The organism is Ardenticatenales bacterium, from assembly GCA_020634515.1.
Classification (GTDB): Bacteria; Chloroflexota; Anaerolineae; order Promineifilales; family Promineifilaceae; genus JAGVTM01.
Genome location: JACKBL010000006.1, coordinates 388810 through 409441, shown reverse-complemented (window position 1 = coordinate 409441; position 20632 = coordinate 388810). Strand labels below are relative to the sequence as shown.

At 62.5% G+C, this 20632-nt stretch carries 11 protein-coding genes and 1 pseudogene; 5 read left to right on the top strand and 7 right to left on the bottom strand.

Going from position 1 to position 20632, the window contains the following annotated elements:
- Window positions 1–20: 20 nt before the first annotated feature.
- From H6650_17490 to H6650_17470, 5 genes are all read right to left on the bottom strand, one after another.
- Window positions 21–2690 carry a S8 family serine peptidase gene (locus H6650_17490; GenBank protein MCB8953803.1) on the bottom strand — a complete coding sequence of 890 codons (2670 nt, stop codon included), beginning with the start codon at window positions 2688–2690 and terminating at the stop codon, window positions 21–23.
- Window positions 2691–2980: 290 nt separating this feature from the next.
- Window positions 2981–4606, bottom strand: a complete 1626-nt coding sequence (locus H6650_17485; GenBank protein MCB8953802.1) for a CapA family protein — start codon at window positions 4604–4606, stop codon at window positions 2981–2983.
- Complete coding sequence (locus H6650_17480) at window positions 4594–5499, bottom strand: M15 family metallopeptidase (GenBank protein MCB8953801.1); 906 nt, start codon at window positions 5497–5499, stop codon at window positions 4594–4596. Before H6650_17480 ends, H6650_17485 begins: the two co-directional genes overlap by 13 nt.
- 26 nt (window positions 5500–5525) lie before the next feature.
- Window positions 5526–7133 carry a hydantoinase B/oxoprolinase family protein gene (locus H6650_17475; protein MCB8953800.1) on the bottom strand — a complete coding sequence of 536 codons (1608 nt, stop codon included), beginning with the start codon at window positions 7131–7133 and terminating at the stop codon, window positions 5526–5528.
- An 11-nt stretch (window positions 7134–7144) separates the two neighbouring features.
- Entirely contained in the window at window positions 7145–7702 is a 558-nt protein-coding gene (locus H6650_17470) for an adenine phosphoribosyltransferase (GenBank protein MCB8953799.1), read from the bottom strand.
- 458 nt (window positions 7703–8160) lie between these two features.
- On the opposite strand from H6650_17470, the gene H6650_17465 reads away from it, so the two are divergent.
- A complete protein-coding gene (locus H6650_17465) occupies window positions 8161–9873 on the top strand; it encodes an alkaline phosphatase D family protein (protein MCB8953798.1) in 1713 nt (570 codons plus the stop codon).
- A gap of 115 nt (window positions 9874–9988) precedes the next feature.
- Here the strand turns inward: H6650_17465 and H6650_17460 are convergent, their stop codons facing one another.
- The gene (locus H6650_17460; protein ID MCB8953797.1) at window positions 9989–11461 is read right to left on the bottom strand and encodes a hypothetical protein; all 1473 of its coding nucleotides are present in this window, start codon (window positions 11459–11461) and stop codon (window positions 9989–9991) included.
- A 220-nt stretch (window positions 11462–11681) separates the two neighbouring features.
- On the opposite strand from H6650_17460, the gene H6650_17455 reads away from it, so the two are divergent.
- The 4 genes and pseudogenes from H6650_17455 (at window position 11682) to H6650_17440 (ending at window position 16307) form a co-directional block, all read left to right on the top strand.
- Window positions 11682–12863 (top strand): LysM peptidoglycan-binding domain-containing protein, encoded by a 1182-nt coding sequence (locus H6650_17455; GenBank protein MCB8953796.1) that lies wholly within the window; start codon window positions 11682–11684, stop codon window positions 12861–12863.
- Window positions 12864–13152: 289 nt separating this feature from the next.
- Window positions 13153–13248 (top strand): annotated as a pseudogene (locus tag H6650_17450) (DUF2283 domain-containing protein).
- Between the two features lie 91 nt (window positions 13249–13339).
- Entirely contained in the window at window positions 13340–15904 is a 2565-nt protein-coding gene (locus H6650_17445) for an SUMF1/EgtB/PvdO family nonheme iron enzyme (GenBank protein MCB8953795.1), read from the top strand.
- A 208-nt stretch (window positions 15905–16112) separates the two neighbouring features.
- Window positions 16113–16307, top strand: coding sequence for a hypothetical protein (locus H6650_17440; GenBank protein ID MCB8953794.1), 195 nt, complete (start codon window positions 16113–16115; stop codon window positions 16305–16307).
- Between the two features lie 1290 nt (window positions 16308–17597).
- Here the strand turns inward: H6650_17440 and H6650_17435 are convergent.
- Window positions 17598–20303, bottom strand: coding sequence for a lysylphosphatidylglycerol synthetase family protein (locus H6650_17435; protein MCB8953793.1), 2706 nt, complete (start codon window positions 20301–20303; stop codon window positions 17598–17600).
- Window positions 20304–20632: the final 329 nt, after the last annotated feature.

The following is a 20632-nucleotide window of genomic DNA, read 5'->3' as shown; positions in this document are numbered from 1 at the left end:
TTGGACCAATCTCAACCTGGTTATTGGTTGCACCAACCGAGCGTGGTGGCCATGACCGGGCCACGACCGGCGGCGGGGATCGCCTCATAGGGGAAGCCCATGAAGACGGCCTTGTGCGTGCCGCTGACGACGGCGGCGCTGCCCTGGTTGCCATTGAAGCCCGTGGCCGCGCCACCCGCCGGGTTCAGCAGGTCGCTGTAGTTGGTGAAGGGGTAGGCCAGGGTGTAGGGGCCGAGGCCGGCGTAGATGGCCGCGCCGGTGACGGTCGTCTGGCTCACGTCGCTGGTGGCGGAAGCAATGCCCAGGTGGCTTTGCATGAAGCCCGTCACGCCGCGGTCCCAGACGTAGTCCTGGCTGCTGATGAGGAAGCAACCGCCGGCGTCCAGGTAGGTCGCCAGGGCGGATTCACCCGCCGAACCGGGACCTGCCGCGCCGCCGAACTCGTCACCCGTGAACCAGATGACGACTTCGTACTGTTGCAGGTAGGCGGCGTCCGGCTCGTTGTCGCTGTTGCCCGTGTCCCACACGTCGTAGCCGAGGCCCAACGCATCCAGCGCGCCGGTGTAGGTGGCACGCACGTCGGGGGCGTTGTCATCGTCGTCCACCACGAGGATGGGCGGGATGTCCTGGGTGCGGAAGAAGCCGAACTGGGCGAAGCTGCCCATGCCGCAGGGGTTGTAGGGGCGCACGGACCAGGCGTAGATCGCCAGCGGGTCCAGCGGCGTAGCGAAGGTGTAGCTGGTGTCGGAGGTGACGGCGTAGCGGAGTGCGCCGCTGCTGATGTTCTTCACGACCAGCAGGTAGACGGCCCCCTGGTTGGCGGCGGTCCACTCGAACATGGGCACGAGCGGCTGATCAATGCCAATGGGGGAGACGACGGTGGACCCGCCCGGTGTGGCATTGTACAGGCTCAGGCTGACCATGGTGCTGTGGGTTTTTGCTTCGGGGTCGGTGCCGGTTCCGGTGATGGTGATGTCGTAGCTGCCGGCATTTGCCCCACCCGTGTTGCCGACCGTGAATGTGGCATTGCCCGGAGGCACCACCGCGCCCGGCGTGAAGTTAACCACCGTGCCCGCGGGATTGCCCGTCGCGCTCAAATTCACGGAATAGTTGTAACCCAGAATCTGGCCCAGATCAATGGCGTACTGCGCATTGCTGGGGGCGCAAATGGTGCGGGAAGCGGGCGTTGCCGTCAGCGTGAAGTTGGGGCCGCCGCGCAGGATGGCTTCTTCCACCGCCGCCACAGAGTCAATCGTGCCAAAACCCCAGTCGTTGTTCGGGCCATTGACGTAGTCGCCGCCGCAGTTGGAGCCGTTTTGTCCGCTGAGGCGGACCGCCGTGTCGTAGATGGCGTCGTAGGTTTGGGCGATGTCGCCGCGCAGCGCGGGGCTGGCGGACCACATAAGGCCGATCAAACCGGTGACGTGCGGGCCGGCCATGCTGGTGCCGCTCCAGGCTTCATACGTGCCACCGGGGACCGAGGAACGGATGTTTTCGCCGGGGGCCATCACATCGGGGAAGTAGTCGTTGGGATAAAGGTCGGAGGGACCGCGGCTGCTGAAGCCGGTGATCGTGCCGGGGAGGACGCCGCTGCTGTGCTGGACGGAGCCGGTGGTGATCACTTGCAGGTAGTCGCCGGGGGAGCGCAGGGAGGCGCAGCCGGAGCCTTCATTGCCGGCGGAAACTTCGATGGCGATGCCGGCAGCTTGCAGCGCGGCGATCTCGTCCTCAAACACCGGATTGTTGCCACCCCAGTAGCCCCAGGAATTGGTGACGGCATCGGGGGCCATGGCCGGATTGGGGTTGGCCCCGCTCAGGTCCCAGGGAGCCAGGTCCCACTGGAAGCAGGTGGTGAAGGTCAGGTCCGTGCCGGAGCCGCCGTCCGTCATGTTCTTGCAGTGAATGGTCTTTGCGCCCGGAGCCATACCGATCTGGTTGCCGGCGCCGTCGTCGCCGACCATCGTGCCGGCTGTGTGCGTGCCGTGGCCGAAACCATCATTGGGGACTGTGGGATAGGTGTTGGTAGCGTCCCACCAGTTGTAGTTGTGGTCGGCGCTGCTGCCGTTCCAGCCACGATAATGATTGATGATTGCCGGCACGTTCCAGGCCAGACCCGTGTCGTTGCCGGCCAGGACAACGCCCTCGCCATCGTAGCCCATGTCCCACACTTCGTCGGCGCGGACGAAGGTCAGGTTGGGTTCAATCGCTTCCACGGTATCGGGCGCGGGGGCGCGGTCAACGGGCGGTTGCAGTTGGAAAGCGTGGTTAGCCGTGATTTGGGCTACGTCGGCGCGGGCGGCAATGCTCAGAACGGTTTCAGAATTGCCGGCAGCGACGTAGATTTTGTTGGCAATGTAGAACGGCGTATAGTTGACGGCCTGGCTATCCAGGTATTGGCGCAACTCTTTTTGCGTCCGTTCCGCGGTCTCGCGCAGGGTGTCAAAAACAAACTGCCCTTTCGCTTCTTTTGTACTCAGGCCGGCGGCCGGGCTGAGGTCCGCCTGCTCCGTCATCCAGACGAAGAAGTCCGTTTCTCCTGCTTCGGCCAAGGCGTTGAGTACGTCGGCTTCCACTTTGCTTTCATACTTGCTTTGATCAGGATTGGCCGCCCGCACGGCCAGAGCGCTGCCACTAACGACGATGGCTAACAGGGCCGCCAACAGCAGCAACCAGGTAAGACGTGATTTCATGGTGGGTTCTCCTACTTGTTTGGGTTACATGAATGTGAAAGGGTCGTGACTGTGCCGCCGTCCGTAAAAGATTTGCCAGGTTTCCCTACGCAAGCGGTCGCTCTTTGCGTAGAACTGGCGTGTCTCCGGGAATAATGGCGACGGGTCATGTGTGTAACGCGATTTGTTCTGGCGCACCTCCTCGGTTGATAGGGCCAGGCGCAAGAATGCGGAAAAGAGACAATCATCTAACGCCTGACCTATTTTAATCAAAATGGTGTGAAGATCACGTAATTGACGGGGACGTCTGCTCACGGGTTCAACGGGAGGGTGAGGATTTCGATTTGTTGCTGAATGGCGGCGGCTTCGGCGGGCGTGGCCAGGCGTGGCGCCCCTCCGAATTGGATAAATGCCGGCACAAACGTCAACATCTTCACCCCCTCCTCGTCCAACCACACGCGCAAAATCGCCGTCTCCGGCGGTCCGTCAATCTCAAACGCAAAATTCCCCAGCCCATAGGCAATCACCCCCGTCGGCGCGAACTGCACCCCCTGTAGGATGTGCGCATGGTGTCCGATGACCAACTGCGTGCCGGCATCCACCGCCGCCTGCGCCGCCGCCATCTGCGCCGACCACGGCTGCGCCTGATACTCAATCCCGCTATGCAGCAGCACCACCACCACATCCGCCTGCCGCCGCGCCGCCGCCACGTCCGCCGCAATTTGCTCCGGATCGCCCCACGCCAGCCCGGCCCGATCCGGTCCCGCCTCCCAACTGCGCGTATCAAAACCGCGCCCTTCCACGGGCACATTCGCATAAGCGAGAAATGCCACCCGCACCCCGTTCACCGTGCGCAGGGCAGGTGCGTGCGCGGCGGCGCGGTCGGCTCCCGCGCCAATCGGCGTGATCTCTTGCGCCAGCAGCAGCCCGATGCCTTGTTGCAGCGCCTCCACGCCAAAATCCAGCGCATGGTTGTTCGCCAGCGAAAGGATGTCGAAACCGGCGCGCGCCAGCGATTCCGCCGCAATCGGCGGGGCCTGGAACCGGTAGCTCTTCTGCACCGGTTCGCCTACGTCCCCCAGCGCCGACTCCAGGTTGCCCACCGTCAGGTCTGCCGCGCGCAGCGTGTCCGCCACGTCCACGAAGGGCACGTCCACATCCCCCAGCGTCAAGCGATAGCCGAGGGAGCGGTCCAGCATCAGGTCGCCCACGGCGGCCAGGGAGACGAGTGGGGCCGGCGCGAGAAACGGGCGCAGCAAGGGAGCGAGCAGCGTGGCGGCTTCCGGCTCCGCACCTACGAGCGACCAGCTCTGCCGGGCGGGATAGCCGGGTTCAAATGGGAGCAGGCCATCCAGCGGAACGGCCTTTAACGGGGGGCGCAGCAGACGCCACGGCAGCCAGCATGGGGTGGTGATAGGGGGGGCGGGGCAGGGGGGCAGGTTCAGGTCTTGCGCGTCGGTCCATGATTTTTCCGTCCAGGGGTGCGTGAAGGGGACGGCCAGGGCCAGTGGTTCGCGGCCAATCAAGACGCCGTTTTCCGCGGCGCCGGCGACCAATCGCAGGTCCGCTTCCTCCGGGGCTGTTGTCGTGTCGGGTTGCGGGAGCCATTGGCGTGCCGGCATTTGCGCGGCCACCTGTCCTACTGCCTCCATCATCATCTCCATCCAATCAGGAGGGAAGCGGATGATCAGCGGGGCCGGCGTCGGCGAGAGCGTTGGGGACGGCATGGGCGTGGCGGAGGCATACGGTGTGGGTGACGGCGGCGGTAACGTCGCCATCGGGGGCGTCGTCGTCGGGGGTCCGGCGGGAGGTGGCGCGTTCGTGGACGTAGGCAGCGCCGCGATGGGAGTCGCCGCGGGGAGCGCGGACTGGCACCCGCCTAGCAGCAGCCAGACCAGGAGAAGCAAATAGGAGCGGGGACGGTTTAGGGCACGCATGGCGGGGGCAGGTTTTGCAGCGCGTATTCCGTGAAAGAGACGCCCAGGTTTTTCAGAATGGTCGCCAGTTCCACGCCTACGTAGCGGAAATGCCACGGTTCATAGTAGAAGCCGGTGATTTCCAGGGTGTCGCGGGGAAAGCTGAGGGTGAAGCCGTATTGATGGGCATAGTTTGCCAGCCATTGACCTTCGCTGGTGAGATAAAAATAGGTGTGAAACTGGATGTCTTCCTGGCCGACGATGGTGGGCAGTTCAGGAGAGCCGAAGTCAATGGTCGTGCCCAGTTGGTGCTCGCTGTAACCGGGAGGGGCGCTGAGGATGTTCGCCCGTTCCGGTTCCTTTTGCAGCCATTTGTCGTACGCCACCGCCTGCGACGCATAGCTGCGATAGCCCGACAGGATTTGTGGATGCAGCCCCGCCGCCTGCATGTCTTGCACCATACGCACCAGCGGCGCGATCACCACCTGGCGTAGTTCCGTCGGATAGCCCAGTGTCACGTCAATGCTGAAGAATTCCGCCAGCGGCACCAGATCATTCGGCGCGAAGTCGCGGCTAAGGCCGTAATCGTGCGTCACCAGCGCGAACAGATCGTCGCCGGGATTGCGCGCGGCGCATGGCCCGATGGGGGTTGCCGTGGCCGTGGCCGTGGGCGTGGGGGAGGGGGTGTGCGTGGGCGTCGCGGTTGCCGTGGGGATGGGTGTGAGGGTGGGCGGGGAGATAGCTGTCTCGGTTGGGACCGGGCGGGGCGTATGCGAAGCTGTGGCCATCGGCGCGGCGGGCGTGGCCGAGCCGGTGGGGGTGAGCGCGGGCAGCGCGGCCACCGGTTTGGGGGTGGGGCGGCAGCCGGCGGCCAGCCACAGCGCCACCAGCGACAGGCCGATGGTCCACGACAACCGATTGCGCCTGGAGCCTAGCGGGATCAATCTGCCGCCCCCCAGCCGCCACCGCCGGGCGTTTCGATGCGCAGCGTGTCGCCCGATTGCAGGCGAATGGTGACCTTGCCCGGTAGTGCTTGTGTCGCGCCTTCGCGCAACAGGTGGTTTTCGCCCGGCTGCCCTGGTTGCCCGCCGTTTAATCCGTAGGGGGCGCGGCGGCGGCGTTCGCTGGTGAGGGTGACGGTGACGGGGCGCAGAAATTGCAGACTGCGCACGAGGCCATCGCCGCCGTGGTGCCGTCCGCTGCCGCCGGAGCCGTGGCGCAGTTCGTAGGCGAGGACGCGCAGGGGGAAGGCGTATTCCAGCGCTTCCACGGGTGTGTTTAGCGTGTTGGACATGTGGACGTGGACGCCGCTGACGCCGTCTGCCGTTGGACCGGCGCCCGCGCCGCCGCCAATGGTTTCGTAGTAGGCGAAGGGGCCGTTTTCGCCGCTGCCGCCGAAGGTGAGGTTGTTCATGGTTCCCTGGCTGGCGGCGGGGATGAGGTCGGGCAGTGCCTGCGCCAATGCGCCAAAGACGACATCTACGATGCGCTGGGAGGTTTCCACGTTGCCGGCAGCGACGGCGTGCGGCGGCGTGGGATCGAGGAGCGAACCGGGTTCCACGCGCACTTCTAGCGGCGTGAATGCGCCTTCGTTCATGGGTAGATCGGTTTGTGTCAGGGCCAGGGCGGCGCAGCGGAGGCAGTAGGCGGTGGCGGATGTGACGATGGCGGGCACGGCATTGAGATTGCCCTGGACGGCGGGGGCTGTGCCGGCAAAATCCGCCAGCAACCGCTCTCCATCCACCGTCAACGTCACCTGCACGGGCACAGGCTCCGCCGTTTGCCCATCATCATCCAGGTAGTCGCAAAACGTGTACACCCCATCGGGAATGTGGGCAATGGCCGCGCGCGTGAGCGTTTCCGCGTAGGCGATCAGAGCGATGGCGTGGGCTTGCGTTTCCGCGCCGCCATACCGCCGCACAATTTCGCGCAGGCGGCGGTCGCCGATGTGGTGCGCGGCCAACTGCGCCGCCAGGTCGCCGCTCCGTTCCACGGGCGTGCGTACGTTGCGCAAGATGATCTGCCAGAGGGCGTCGTTGCGCTGACCGCCGTCCACCAGTTTCACGGGGGGGATGATCAGGCCCTCCTGGTACAGTTCCGTGGATTGGGGCATGGAGCCGGGGGACATGCCGCCGACGTCGGCGTGGTGGGCGCGGCTGGCGACGAAGAAGTCGGGGGCGGTGGGGGTGGATTCGTCGATGAAGATGGGGGAGACGAGGGTGATGTCGGGGAGGTGGTTGCCGCCGAGGTAGGGGTCGTTGAGGATGACGACGTCGCCGGGGCGGAAGGGTTGACAATGGGTGATGGCGGTGCGGACGGATGCCGGCATTGCGCCCAGATGTACGGGAATATGCGCCGCCTGCGCCAGCATCCGCCCATCCCCCAGGAAAACGGCGCAGCTAAAATCCAACCGCTCCTTGATATTCGGGCTATACGCCGCCCGCTCCAGCGCCACGCCCATCTCCTCCGCCACGGAAGCGAAAAGATGGTGAAAGATGGAGAGTGTCGCCGGGGTTGGCTTCCGGCTTGCGTGACCTTGCAACGCCATCTTGACCGTTCTTACTCCTTGTCCTGCAAAAACACGGGCAAATTGCCCAGCGCCAGCACGTGGGACCAGTCCTGATCCCCTTCGGTGAAGACGGCGGCTACCTGGGTGACGTGCCCACCGGCGGCGCGAATGACCTCTTGCATCGCGTTGAGCGTGCTGCCCGTGCTCACCACGTCATCCACCAGAATCACGTTCTTGTTCCCCACGCGCTGACGGTCCTTCTCATCCAGATACAGCTCCTGCGGCTTGCCCGTGGTGATCGAGAGCGTTTCGGCGCTGATAGCGTCGCCCATGTAGGGCTTGTAGGTCTTGCGCAGCACCACGTAGGGCAGCCCCATGAGGGCGCTCATTTCGTAGATGAGGGGAATGCTCTTGGCTTCCGCCGTCACCAGCACGTCTGCGGGCGTTTGCGCCAGTTTTTCCGCGAGGACGGCGGCGGCGGCTTTGACGATGTGCGTGTCGCCCAGCATGTTGAAAATGGCGATTTTTACGCCGGGGGCGACCTCGAAAATAGGCAGGAAGCGATTAAGACCGGCTACCTGTACGGCATATGTTTCGCGTTGAGACATCATTGCTCCTTTAAGAACATCCTTGTCGGGCGAATTTCCAATGGGTGTGTGCCAAAGACCCATTTAGAAAATGGGACAACCCCTACTGTAGTCCGATTTTCCAAATCGGACCCTACCCGTCTACCGTCCCATTTAGAAAATGGGACAACATCGGACCCTACCAGTCCACGGTCCCATTTAGAAAATGGGACAACATCGGACCCTACCCGTCTACCGTCCCATTTAGAAAATGGGACAACCCCTCTTGTAGCCCAATTCTCCCAATAAACATAGATTGACGGTCATTGAGTGTACGAGAAATGGCATAAAAAGGCTACTGAAAGCAGGTTGGTCAAATTTTGTCACAAAGGCTTTTTGCTGTTACAAATATCCTGTTTCTTTCGCGGTTCTCATCGACCACCATCCACGCCCCCCTAATCGACTTTCGCCTTTCATTCACTCAGAGGAGTATCTTTCGCATGGCTCGCAAAATCACCCGTCGAGAATTTATTCGTAGCGCCGGTCTGGGCGCGCTGGGCCTGGTAACGCCGTACGTGCTATTAGGGCCGGGCGGTTCCAGGTTTGCCGATCCGCCTGATCAGGCGCATTTCGCTTTTGACCCTAACTTGCCGCCGGAGGATGTTTTTGGCGTTTCGGTGGCTTCTGGTGATCCTACTGCCGCCGGCGTGATTCTGTGGACGCGCGTCAATGATGATCAGTGGCAGCCGGACACGAATCTGGCTTTCCAGGTGGCCGCGGATACGGGTTTCACGCAGATTGTGGCTCAAGGACTCGTTGCCAGCGCGGATTTTGACGCGAACAGTGACTATGTGGTGAAGTTGGACCTGGATGGCAGCCTGGGCGCGGGTAGCGTGTACTACTATCGCTTTATTTATGCGAACACGTCTAGTCGTATTGGTCGCTGCCGCACTTTGCCGGCATCCGACAGTTCCCCGACCAACCTGAAATTCGGCCTGCTGACGTGCCAGCATTACACGAATGGCTACTATCCGGCGCTCCATTACCTGGCGCAGGAGGACGTGGATTTTGTCATCCACGTGGGGGATTTCATCTATGAAAGCGGCAGCACCAATCAGGCGTATCCCAATCACGTGCTGCAAATTCCGGGGGGCAGCCCGGCCACGGGGTTGGAGGCGTACCGCTATCTTTATCGTACCTACCATTCGGACCATTTCTTGCAGGAGGTGATGGAGCGGCACACGTTCATCATCATCTGGGATGATCATGAGTTTGCGAATGATAGTTATTGGGATTATGAGTTGGATGCGCCGGGCGCGCCGGATCATCCGTTTGTGGCTGATCCGAATGCGTTGACGCAGTTGAAGTTGGAATCACAACGGGCCTGGGCGGAGTATATGCCGGCACGTCCCCAAATCGACCCCAACGCCACCCACCCACACGACTACCTCACCATCTATCGTCGCTTTCAGTTTGGCGATCTGGTGGACCTCTTCATGACCGACGAGCGTACCTACCGTAGCCCACACCCCTGCGGCGAGACCACGATCGGTGGCCGCTACGTCAACCTGGGCTGCCCCATGCAGTCGGATCCGTCGCAGTCCATGTTGGGGCCGACACAACGGGATTGGCTGGTGGATGGGTTGCTGAATTCGCCGGCGATCTGGAAGTTGTGGGGGAATGAGGTGCTGCAAATGGAGTTGATTATCCCCCGCCCGAATAATCCGAACGGGGATATTTATCTCAATCTGGATGCGTGGGATGGGTATGAGTATGAGAGGCAGAGTGTGTTGACGCAGGTGAGAGATGCCGGCATCAAAAACCTCGTCACCCTCACCGGAGACCTGCACGCCTACATGGCCGGCTACCTCAAAATTGACTACGCCAACCACGACAACAACGACCCCAACAACGTCGTCGGCGTCGAATTCATGACCCCCGCCGTCACCTCCTCCAACGTGGGCGAAGTCCTGGCCGACCTCGGCTTCCCCTTCGAGATCGGCGAAGGCCTCGTGCGCCTCCTCAACCCGCACGTACGCTTTTTCGACGGCTACCACTGGGGCTACGCCGTCATCGAAGTCACCCCGGCCTATTGCGAATACCGCACATACAGCGTGGACAAAACGGTGGACAGCCCCGACGCCGCCCGCGCCCTCCTCAAGCGCCTGCGCGTCTTCCGCGACCACACCCGTATCTTCGACCTCACGCCATAGGGTTCGCTTCGTCAATTCCCGAGCGAAGCCTCTATTAACGGGTGCGCCCTTAGTCCGTCATCTTCCTGGAAGCTGAAAGCTTCCAGGAAGATTCCTGCGCCCCCCCATTCACCCATCAATTACTCGGATACGTTCCCGTCTCATACCCCAGCATCAGCAAATGGAGGTTGTACGACAGGATCGGCCCCTCATCGTGCGACAGAGCGAAATCTTCCCCATACTGGCCGCCCGCCCAGCCATCCCACTCCGAAATGGGAATGATGTAGCCGATAAAGTCATTGGTCAGCCCAAAGAAAAACTGGAACTCATAAGGCGCAAAGCCGGGATTGCCCACCAGCGGGGCTTCCGGCGGCAACGTGTTGAAAGGCGGGATGCCCACCGGTTCAATCCCGCCCACCAGCAATTCCGGATACAACTCACCCCCCACCGTGAGGATCGCCGCCGGCCCAATGCGGATGAAGTTCGACTCCGTGTTCGTATACTTCGCCAGCAGATCGATGCGCCGCCACTCCTGCGGCGGAATCTGGAACTGGCGCACCATCTGCTTTGGAATGCGATTAAGCGCCTGCCCCAAAATCAAGGCGCGGTTCTCCACCGGCAAGTAAAATTCGCGCGTGCTGTATTGCAGCGGTGGCAGCATCTGGTAAGTGGCGATGACGTCGTTCGGCCCCGGATTCTGCAACTGCCCCAGCAGCCGCTGCGCCAACTGCCGACCCACCGCCTCTGCCTTTTCGAAGCTATCATCCGGCAGTTCGGGCAAAACGCTGCCGCCGTTGCTCGTGAGCAGCCCGCCAATCGCGCCGTTCACGAAGATGGCCGCGCCCCCCAAATCCGCCTCAATTTCGTCCACCACCCACTTCACGTAGTCCGCCGTCATCGCCTGGTTCTCCGACCCCAGCACCTCTGGGTGGCTGGCCCAGTTCACCAGCGTCGCCACCGGCCCATTCATCCCTGTAAAAATCATCAGCCGCGCATACGGGTCCCACACCTGCGGCGTGCGCGAATCACGCATCAGGTCGCTCAGCAGCGGATCATGCTCAATGTTCGCAAACGTCACGCTCACCGGCTCACGGCTGTCCCACGCCTGCTGTGTCGCCGCCGTCGCCTGCGCCGCCATGTAATCAATGTACTGCTGCGGGCGCGGATTGGCCAGCGGCGGTCCGCACGCGCCGCCCCAGATGCCAATCGTGTCCGGCCCCTCATGCTCGTGCGTGGCGTGAATGAGAATGTGCCCCGCCAACTGCGGCAACTGCGCCGCGATCGTGTCCTGAATGGCGTCCGCGTCGTCCGACGTAATCCCGATCACGTCAAACGTGACAATCGCCATCGGCGTGCTGCCATCATCAATCACCACCACCCGCGTCATCAGCGAGTCGTGGATGGAGGTAGCCGCCCGGCCAATGCTGTACCCCGCCATCCAGTAGACGCACGTCTGCCAATCGGTGGGCGTGATGTCTGCGTTGGCCGCCCCTGCCTGATACACCACCTGCCCCTCACTGGCCGCCGCCACCTCCTGCTGCCTGCTCCCCCACAACGCCACCAGCGTTGCCGCCGCCATGATCCCTACCAAAAGAATCCGTCGTAACATCGCTTAAACCCTCCTTCATATCCTGTAGGGCGGGTTGCCAACCCGCCCGCTTTGCCAACATGAGCCATGATCGTTTGGCTCTCCATCCCCTCACCTATTTTAAGCCGCCTTCGCCAAAAGACATAACATTCAGCTACAATACCGGAGAATGTTGTCTCCTGCATAACGTCTTGTCCGCAACAGCGCATTAGGCGGGTCGCCAACCCGCCCTACATGACCCATGAAACAACGCCTCGTTTTCATATTGCTTTTCATCCTGGTGTCTGGCGGTTGGGCTGCGCCTGTTGCCGCGGCGCAGCTTCCCGATTCCGCCACCGTCAACGGCGTCGTCGGCCACGCCCAGACGTATCGCCTCTCCTGCGAATCCCGCTCCGCGGCCGACCTGGCCGCTTTCTGGGGCGTCAACGTCAGCGAAACGACCTTCTTCGCCGGCCTGCCCCGTTCCGACAACCCTGACGTGGGTTTTGTCGGCGATGTGCATGGCGCCTGGGGCAATATCCCACCCAACGACTATGGCGTCCACGCCGGGCCGGTGGCCCAATTGCTGCGCGCCTACGGATTGGACGCGCAGGCGGGGCGCGGCTTCTCCCTCGACGACCTGCGCGCCGAAGCAGCCGCGGGTCGCCCCGCCATCGTCTGGCTCGTGGGCAACGTGTGGGCGGGCACGCCCCAGTTGTACACAGCGCAGGATGGCCGGCAAACGACCGTGGCCGCCTTTGAGCATACCTTCCTCTTTGTCGGCTACACACCCACGACCGTTGTCTTGATCAACGCCGCCGACGGCCTCACCCAATACATCCGCGCCACCGACTTCCTCACCTCCTGGTCCGTGTTGGGGAACATGGCCGTCCTCGTGCGCGGCCTGGCCCCCACCGTCCCGCCGCCGTCGCCCACCGGCCAGGACGGCTACACCGTGCAATCCGGCGACCGCCTTGCCTCCATTGCCGCCCGCTTTGGCGTCACCTGGCCCGATCTCGCCCGCCTCAACCAGTTGACCTTCCCCTACACGATTTATCCGGGCCAGGTGCTGCGCCTGCCCGGCGGGACCACCGCCCCTTCGCCCCCTGCCGGCAGCATCCCCTCCGCCGGGGACAGCACCTACACGGTGCAGGCGGGGGAATATCTGGCGCAAATTTGCCGCCGCCTGGGGTTGGACTGGCAGGCCGTGGCCCAACTCAACGGCCTCTACCCACCCTATACCGTTTATCCGGGCCAGGTGCTACGACTGCCAGGGAGCAGCGCCACCACGCCTACCCTCCCCGCCACCTACCTCGTCCAGCCCGGCGACACCCTCGCCGCCGTCGCCGCCCGCTTCGGCCTCGACTGGCCCACCCTCGCCGCCCTCAACAACATCCCTTATCCCTACCAGATATACGCCTACCAGGAACTCCGCCTGCGCTAACCGCATCCCCCCCGACCCGCAAGCCGCCGCCCCACCGCCGCGCTGCCCAAGATTACAAAAATCTCCAAGATTTTTGTAATCTACGCCTACCGGGAGTGGCTTTATGCTACAATACCCCCTCGAAAGATTCTCTGGCGTGCAACCAATGACACGATGTTTGAAGAAGCCAACTGGACTCTGGCTCTCTTGGAGTGGAGGCTTCAGCCGGTCCGCATAGGGAGCTTGACCCGGCTAAAGCCTCGACTCCGATCATTATATGTGGATTTCGCCAGACTCGAGAAGATAAAACATGGAAACGCGACTGACCTTTCGCTATGATCGGACAGCGGATATTCTTTACATCGATCAGTGCCCCCCTTATGCGGAGCAGGAAAGCGAGGAATTGACGGGAGAGTGGTGATTGGCGGCGGTCTGATTTCAAAGTCGCGCGGCGTTATGCGATGCGCGCCTTACCTTTTATAGGGAGAAAAAGAGCGATGGGGCGATACCATACGGATCAGGCTACAAGTGATGATTTGCTGCGTTACGACGATTTCCGGGCGGCGCTGTATGATGTGATTACGCAGGCGGAGACGCCGCTGACGGTGGGCGTTTTTGGTCCGTGGGGCAGCGGCAAGACGAGCCTGATGCGCATGTTGCGCCGGAAGCTGGAAGGTGAAGGGCTAGACAGCCGCCGCACCGTCTGGTTTACGGCGTGGAAGTATGACCGCCAGGAGGCTTTGTGGCGCGCCTTTATCTTGCGCGTGCTGGATGCGCTGTATCCACGGGAGACCGAACCGGCGGGCGCGCCGCGCGAAGAACGCCCTATTTTACAGCAGCCAGGGGAGCGGGAGCAGCGGCTCGTTGACCTGTTGCAGCGGTTGGAGGAGAGCGTCTACCAGGCGGCGGACTGGACGGAGATGGGCGGGCGGGCTATCAACTGGTGGCAGTTCATCAGCAATACGACCAAAGCGGGCGTGGAGACGGCGGCCACATTGGGTACGGCGGGGCTGTTCCCTCAACTCAAAAAGATGATGGGCGGGGACGATACGCCCGTGGCGGAAATCCAGAAAGCGGCGGCGGCCATTGGCCGTGAGACAAAGCAGTACCATCGCCGCCAGTTGTTCCACATGGAGCAGTTCGAGGCTATGTTTCGGGAGGCGGTGCAGTTGATTGACGCGGGCGCGGCAGGTCGGCTGGTCGTTTTCGTGGATGACCTGGACCGCTGTCTGCCGGAGAAGGCGGTGGAGGTGCTGGAGGCGATCAAGCTGTTCCTGGAAGTGCCCGGCGCGGTGTTTGTGTTGGGCATGGATCAGGCTGTGATTCGCCAGGGTATTGAAATCCGCTACGGGGCCATGCTGCGCGGGGCGGGCGGGGAGCGGCTAGAACTGCCTATACGTGGCGACAGCTATTTGCAGAAGATCGTGCAGATTCCGTTTCATTTGCCGCCGCTGGCGGTGGAGGACGTGACCACTTTTATTGAAAAACTGGCGGCGGACCTTTCGCCACGGACGCAGGCGGTGCTGGCGCGGGGGCTGTACCCCAATCCGCGCCAGGTGAAGCGGGTGCTGAATATCCTGCGTCTGCTGCGCGGCGTGGCCGACCGCCGTTTCCCGCAGGACGTGATTGCGGACCCGCTGCTGGCGAAGACGGTGGTGATTCAAACGCAGTACCCAGAGTTGTACCAGTTGTGGCGGCAGTACCCGACGCTGGTGCAGACGCTGGAGATGGAGATGGCGCGCCGCCCGGTGAGCGAGGAGGATCTGTTTATGGGGGCGCGACGGATATTGCCCGCGCCAAAGGGCGAGGAAGACGCGGCGGCGGAGGAAGAAGGGGCGGCGGGCAGTCTGGGGCGGGGTGGCTTGCTGGCGACGTACCTGGAAAACCGCACGGAGAATGCGCTGCTGCGGCGGATGATGACCTACCCGCCGCCAGACGAGGAGGGCGAAGGGCGGGAGCGGGCGCGGTTTTCCGGACTGGCGCGCGAGGCAGTGCAGGCATATGTGCGCCTGGCGGGAGCGGTGCAGAACAACGAGACCGCGCCGCCGGTGGAGGTCGTCGTCGGGTTGGACGCCTTCCTCAGCGGGGAGGCGGTGCGGATTCAGGAGGCGGTGAGCGTGCTGGACAGCGAGGAGGCGGACAGCGCGGGGCCGAAGCACCAGGGGGCGCGGCGGCAGTTGGTGGCGGTTTTGCAAAATCCCGACCAGCCCACCGCCGCCCGCGTCAGCGCGGGGGAGTCCCTGGCGCTGTTGGGCGACCCGCGCTTTCGTGGCGCGGAGGGGTATTGCCTGCCCGCGGACGAGATGCTGGGGTTTGTGGAAATACCGGCGGGACCGTTCCGCATGGGCAGCGACCCGGAGCGCGACCCGCAGGCGCGAGAGGATGAACAACCCGCGCATGAAGTGACGTTGCCCACCTTTTACCTGGCGCGCTATCCGGTGACATTGGCGCAGTTTCGCCTTTTTGCACAGCAGAGCGGCTATGAACCGCGAGATAAGGACAGCCTGCAAGGGGCGGCGAATCATCCGGTGATGTGGATAGCGTGGGTTGATGCCGTGGCTTATTGCAACTGGCTGGATCAGGCGCTGCGCGAATGGGTGGAGACCCCAGCAGGTTTACGCCAGGCGTTGGCCAATGGATACCGGGTGCTGCTGCCCAGCGAGGCGGAATGGGAGAAGGCGGCGCGCGGCGATGATGGACGAATTTTTCCCTGGGGCGATACGTTTGACTCTGAGTGTGCCAATAGTAAGGAAAGCGACCTGGGGCGTACCAGCCCGGTCGGTTGTTTTCCCGCCGGGGGCAGCGCGCGGGGACTACTCGATATGAGCGGCAACGTGTGGGAATGGACGCGCAGCCTGTATCAGGGATATCCTTATAAGCCCGGGGCGGACCGCGAAAAGTGGTCTGCATCCGATACAGACCATTTTGTTCTTAAAGGTGGTTCCTGGATTAACGAACGAAGCTGGCTCCATTGCGGGGTCCGCCACCATTACTCCTCGAATTACTGGAGCAACACCCGCGGGTTGCGCGTGGTTCTGTCCCCATTTACCGCTGATCGCTGAAGCCTCTGGACTCTGGCACGCTGATCTCTCTGGCGGGGGTGTTTGAGGGGGTGTCCCCCGCAACGCCCCGCGCGGGTTTCCTGCTCGTAGGGCAATTTGCGGAAATTGCCAGGACAATTCAGCGAATTGTCCTACAACGACGCTGTCGCGCGGGTGGCAGCCCTGCTCGTAGGGCAATTTGCGGAAATTGCCAGGACAATTCAGCGAATTGTCCTACAACGACGCCGTCGCGCGGGTGGCCGCCCTGCTCGTCGGGCAATTTGCGAAATTGCCAGGACAATTCGGCGAATTGTCCTACAACGACGCTGTCGCGCGGGTGGCAGCCCTGCTCGTCGGGCAATTTGCGGAAATTGCCAGGACAATTCGGCGAATTGTCCCACAACGACGCCAGCCCTGCTCGTAGGGCAATTTGCGGAAATTGCCAGGACAATTCAGCGAATTGTCCTACAACGACGCCGCGCTTTGGGTGGCAGCCCTGCTCGTAGGGCAATTTGCGGAAATTGCCAGGACAATTCGGCGAATTGTCCTACAACGACGCTGCTATCGCGCGGGTGGCAGCCCTGCTCGTCGGGCAATTTGCGAAATTGCGGACAATTCAGCGAATTGTCCTACAACGACGCTGTCGCGCGGGTGGCAGCCCTGCTCGTCGGGCAATTTGCGGAAATTGCCAGGACAATTCGGCGAATTGTCCTACAACGACGCCGTCGCGCGGGTGGCAGCCCTGCTCGTAGGGCAATTTGCGGAAATTGCCAGGACAATTCAGGCGAATTGTCCTACAACGACGCGCGCGGGTGGCAGCGCTGCTCGCGCGGGTGGCAGCCCTGCTCGTAGGGCAATTTGCGGAAATTGCCAGGCAATTCGGCGAATTGTCCTACAACGACGCTGTCGCGCGTGGGTGGCAGGTTTCTGCTCGTAGGGCAATTTGCGGAAATTGCGGACAATTCGGCGAATGGCACAACGCGGGGACAATTCGGCGAATTGTCCTACAACGACGCTGTCGCGCGGGTGGCAGCCCTGCTCGTAGGGCAATTTGCGGAAATTGCCAGGACAATTCGGCGAATTGTCCTACAACGACGCGGGTGGCAGCCGCTCGTCGCGCGGAAATTGCCAGGACAGGCGCGGGCAATTTGCGGAAATTGCCAGGACAATTCGGCGAATTGTCCTACAACGACGCCGCCGTCGCGCGGGTGGCAGCCCTGCTCGTCGGGCGTTTGCGGGCAATTTGCGGAAATTGCCAGGACAATTCGGACAATTCGGCGAATTGTCCTACAACGACGACGCTGTCGCGCGGGCGGCAGCCCTGCTCGTCGGGCAATTTGCGGAAATTGCCAGGACAATTCGGCGGCGAATTGTCCTACAACGACGCTGCTCCGCGGGTGGCGGCTCGCGCGGGTGGCAGCCCTGCTCGTCGGGCAATTTGCGGAATTGCCAGGACAATTCAGCGAATTGTCCTACAACGACGCTGCGCGGGTGGCAGCCCTGCTCGTCGGGCAATTTGCCGAAATTGCCAGGACAATTCGGCGAATTGTCCTACAACGACGCCGCCGCGCGGGCGGCAGGTTTCTTCGTCGGGCAATTTGCGAAATTGCCAGGACAATTCAGCGAATTGTCCTACAACGACGCCGCCGCGCGGGTGGATTACAAAAATCTCGCAGATTTTTGCAATCTACGGGAGCCGGGCGAGTGGGCGTGGCTATTTGCGGCGGGAGAGGCGGAGTTGGTAGAGGAGGAGGCGGAGGGTCTGGCGGCGGAAGTTGCGGCTGTTGCTGGCGCGGATGATGGTGCGCCAGACGGCGGGGAGGTGGGTGGCTTCGGAGAAGACGAGGTAGCGGGGTTCCCAGCGGGGGCGCAGGGTGCGGGGGAAGGGCAGTTCCTCGAAGTGGTAGAGCCGTTCCATGTGTTCGTTGACGTAGCGCAGCAGTTGGTTCAGGGCGGCATCGTCCGTTTCGCCGTTGATCTGGGGGTGGCGGGCCAGCCCCAGGTTGCAGGCGGCGTACCCCTGCGCTTGCGCCCATTCGAGCAGCGCGGCATAGAGGCGGTCAATGACGGCGGGGGGCGTTTTGTGTCTACAGCGCATCATGTCCACGCCCACTTCCTGTTTTTGATACTCGGGGACGATGTTGGCGAACGCCTGCAAGGAGCCATTCGCGTCATAGGCGGCCACGACCACGCTCTGGCGCACGTAGGCGGGGTCAAACCAGCCCTGGGCGAAGCGCATCTCCTGTTCGTGCCGGTCTGTGAGCCATTCGTCGCTGACCACTTGTAACTGGCTGAGCAGGCCATCGGAGAGGGGCGGCGTGTAAATGGCCGTCTGGCTGCGCGCCGCTCCAGGCGCGGGCACAAACGCCTTCGCGTAGTCACGAGAGGCAGGGCAAGTCAGGTCAACAATCCCTTCCTGCCCGATGCAGACGGCGCGCAAGCCAAGCTGCCGGTACGCTTCCAGGTGGTCGGGTTGCGCCTGGTAGAAGGCCACGTCCCAGTCGTGCTTGCGGCAGTGAAGCTGAAACTGACGGATGGCGGCGGGGGCGTCGGCGGGCGGGCCGATGGGGTCGCCGAGGGCGACGGCCATGCGCCCCTTGACGGCGAACGCGATGACGGAACCCCCTTCGCTGAAGTAGTACGATTTATCGTGGAGGAGGGCCATGCGCGCCAGGGTGGTGCGGCCATGCTGGCGGACGATGCGGGCGGCGCGTTGGCGGTCGGCGGCGGAGGGGGCGTTGCGCATGAGGACGGGCTGCAGCAGCATAAGGAAGGCGTAGCCAAATGTGACCGCGCCGACGATGTAGATGGAGGTGGCGAAGTAGTGGCCGAAGCCGGTGATGGGGATGAGGCCGGGATCGTAGAACTGCGTGAACATGATCACGGTCTGGCTGAGGGCGCGGGTGAGGCCGAACTGCACGCTGTAATGCTGGTCGAGGAGATAGAAGCCGATGGAGCCGTAGGCGAGGGTGAAGGCGAGGGAGCCAACGAGGGTCCAGGCGGCCTGGCGCATGGAGGGGACGTCGGAGAGGGCGTGGAAGTGGGAGCGTTGCGTGAGGAGCAGCAGGGAGAGCAGCGCGGCCATGATGGCGACTTCGTAGTCTAGCCCTTTGAGGAGGTGGCTGGCGACGGAGACGGCGAGGACGATCATGGTGAGGTACCAGGCGTTTTGTTTGCGCCGCCAGAGGCCGAGGCCGAGGAAGATGAGGATGAAGCCGCTGATGACGGCGGTGAGGCGTCCGCCCTGGGCGACCGTCATGGGGGAGTAGGTGGTGAGGAGGGTGAGGCGTGCGGCGAAGCCGGGGGTGATGGCGGAGAGGACGTTGACGATGCCCATGAGGCCGGTGAGGGTGGCGATGAGGCGTACTTGTCCTTCTTCGGCGAGGTCGCGTTCGGGGCCGCGGAACATTTTTAGGCGGCGGAGGAGGACGAAGCCGAGGAGCATGGGTATCCAGAAGGTGAGGCCGCGAAAGACGAGGTTGATGATGGTTCCGGCTTCGGTGGAGATGCCGAAGGTGGTGTAGATGAGGGGCATGATGGATTCGACGATGCCGATGCCGTTGGGGGTGGGGGAGACGATCCAGAAGAGGTAGGTCATGCTGTATGCCGGCACAATCACCCCCCACGCCGCCTCTTGCCGAAAAGCATGAAACACACAGTAGAGGCTGACCACATTGATCAGATGCCCGGTCAGCCCGACCAAAACCGTACGCACGACCTGGTGTGGATTGCCGGCAATTGCCCCTGCCGCCAGACTAAACTCCCCCGCGTACTCATCCGCCCAACCCAGCGGAAACGGGGCGGGGCGGCGCAGCAACGCGAAGACGCGCGTCACCAGCCGTTGGAACGCGGACAGCAGCCGGTGCAGCGCCTGGGGACGCCACAAACCCAGCGCCAGGATCGCCGACAGCACGAGCATGAAAACGAACAGCGTCAGCGCGCCGATCACTTCCAGCGTCGTTAGCTGGTGTTTTTGCAGCAGCAAGAGCAGACTGACCAGGAGCAGCATGGAATAGGCTCCATAGTCAGCGACGCCGACCAGGACCGTGCCGGCAGTGGCTTTGGCCGCCGACTCGCCGCGCCGCTGCGCATCATCAATGAATACGGCCATGCCTGCCGCGCCGCCGGAGGGGGCGGTGGAGTTGATGAACATGGCCGCGAAGGTGAGCGGAATCAGGTCGCGGAAGCGGCTTTTGACGTTAACGGTAGCGAAGCTGTGATAAAAGACGCCGGTGTAGGCCAGGTAGCGGCCAATTTGGAAGGTTGCCGCCAGCAGTACCCACTGCCAGGCTCCCTGGCGGATGGTTTGCAGCAGGTTGCCGATTTCCGTGAGGCGACTGATCACGACCCAAAGAAATCCGACGACGAGCAGCCAAAACAGCCAGCGTCGGATACCCACAGTTTGATAGGTTCGTTGCATACATGATACCTTGTTGGGGAATGTACCAGGTGGGGGTGGGAATTCCCGAAATCACTTCCCCTTTTCAGATTGGTTCATTCTTGAAGAACAAACCAATCCTGGGGATGGAAATATACTTTGTGCCGCCGCTGCTGAATAGTAACAAATTTGCGGGAAAGTGGTAACATCCCATGTGGTCAATAGCGGCCATTGTGCCGGCATCGTGGGAGAGCCAGGCGTTCCATGCTATACTGCCAGTGTTGTACAGGTTGCCAGGGGGCTTGGCGCGGAAGTGCGCAATATCGGGGCGCAACCACCTGGCGTTGGACCAATTTCACCAGAGCCAATTG

What these genes read in the sequence shown, in the direction of transcription:
- H6650_17470 (MCB8953799.1), bottom strand. Translation starts at nt 7,702, where the DNA reads ATGTCTCAACGCGAAACATATGCCGTACAGGTAGCCGGTCTTAATCGC.
- H6650_17455 (MCB8953796.1), top strand. Translation starts at nt 11,682, where the DNA reads ATGAAACAACGCCTCGTTTTCATATTGCTTTTCATCCTGGTGTCTGGC.
- H6650_17465 (MCB8953798.1), top strand. Translation starts at nt 8,161, where the DNA reads ATGGCTCGCAAAATCACCCGTCGAGAATTTATTCGTAGCGCCGGTCTG.
- H6650_17435 (MCB8953793.1), bottom strand. Translation starts at nt 20,303, where the DNA reads ATGCAACGAACCTATCAAACTGTGGGTATCCGACGCTGGCTGTTTTGG.
- H6650_17460 (MCB8953797.1), bottom strand. Translation starts at nt 11,461, where the DNA reads ATGTTACGACGGATTCTTTTGGTAGGGATCATGGCGGCGGCAACGCTG.
- H6650_17475 (MCB8953800.1), bottom strand. Translation starts at nt 7,133, where the DNA reads ATGGCGTTGCAAGGTCACGCAAGCCGGAAGCCAACCCCGGCGACACTC.
- H6650_17445 (MCB8953795.1), top strand. Translation starts at nt 13,340, where the DNA reads ATGGGGCGATACCATACGGATCAGGCTACAAGTGATGATTTGCTGCGT.
- H6650_17490 (MCB8953803.1), bottom strand. Translation starts at nt 2,690, where the DNA reads ATGAAATCACGTCTTACCTGGTTGCTGCTGTTGGCGGCCCTGTTAGCC.
- H6650_17485 (MCB8953802.1), bottom strand. Translation starts at nt 4,606, where the DNA reads ATGCGTGCCCTAAACCGTCCCCGCTCCTATTTGCTTCTCCTGGTCTGG.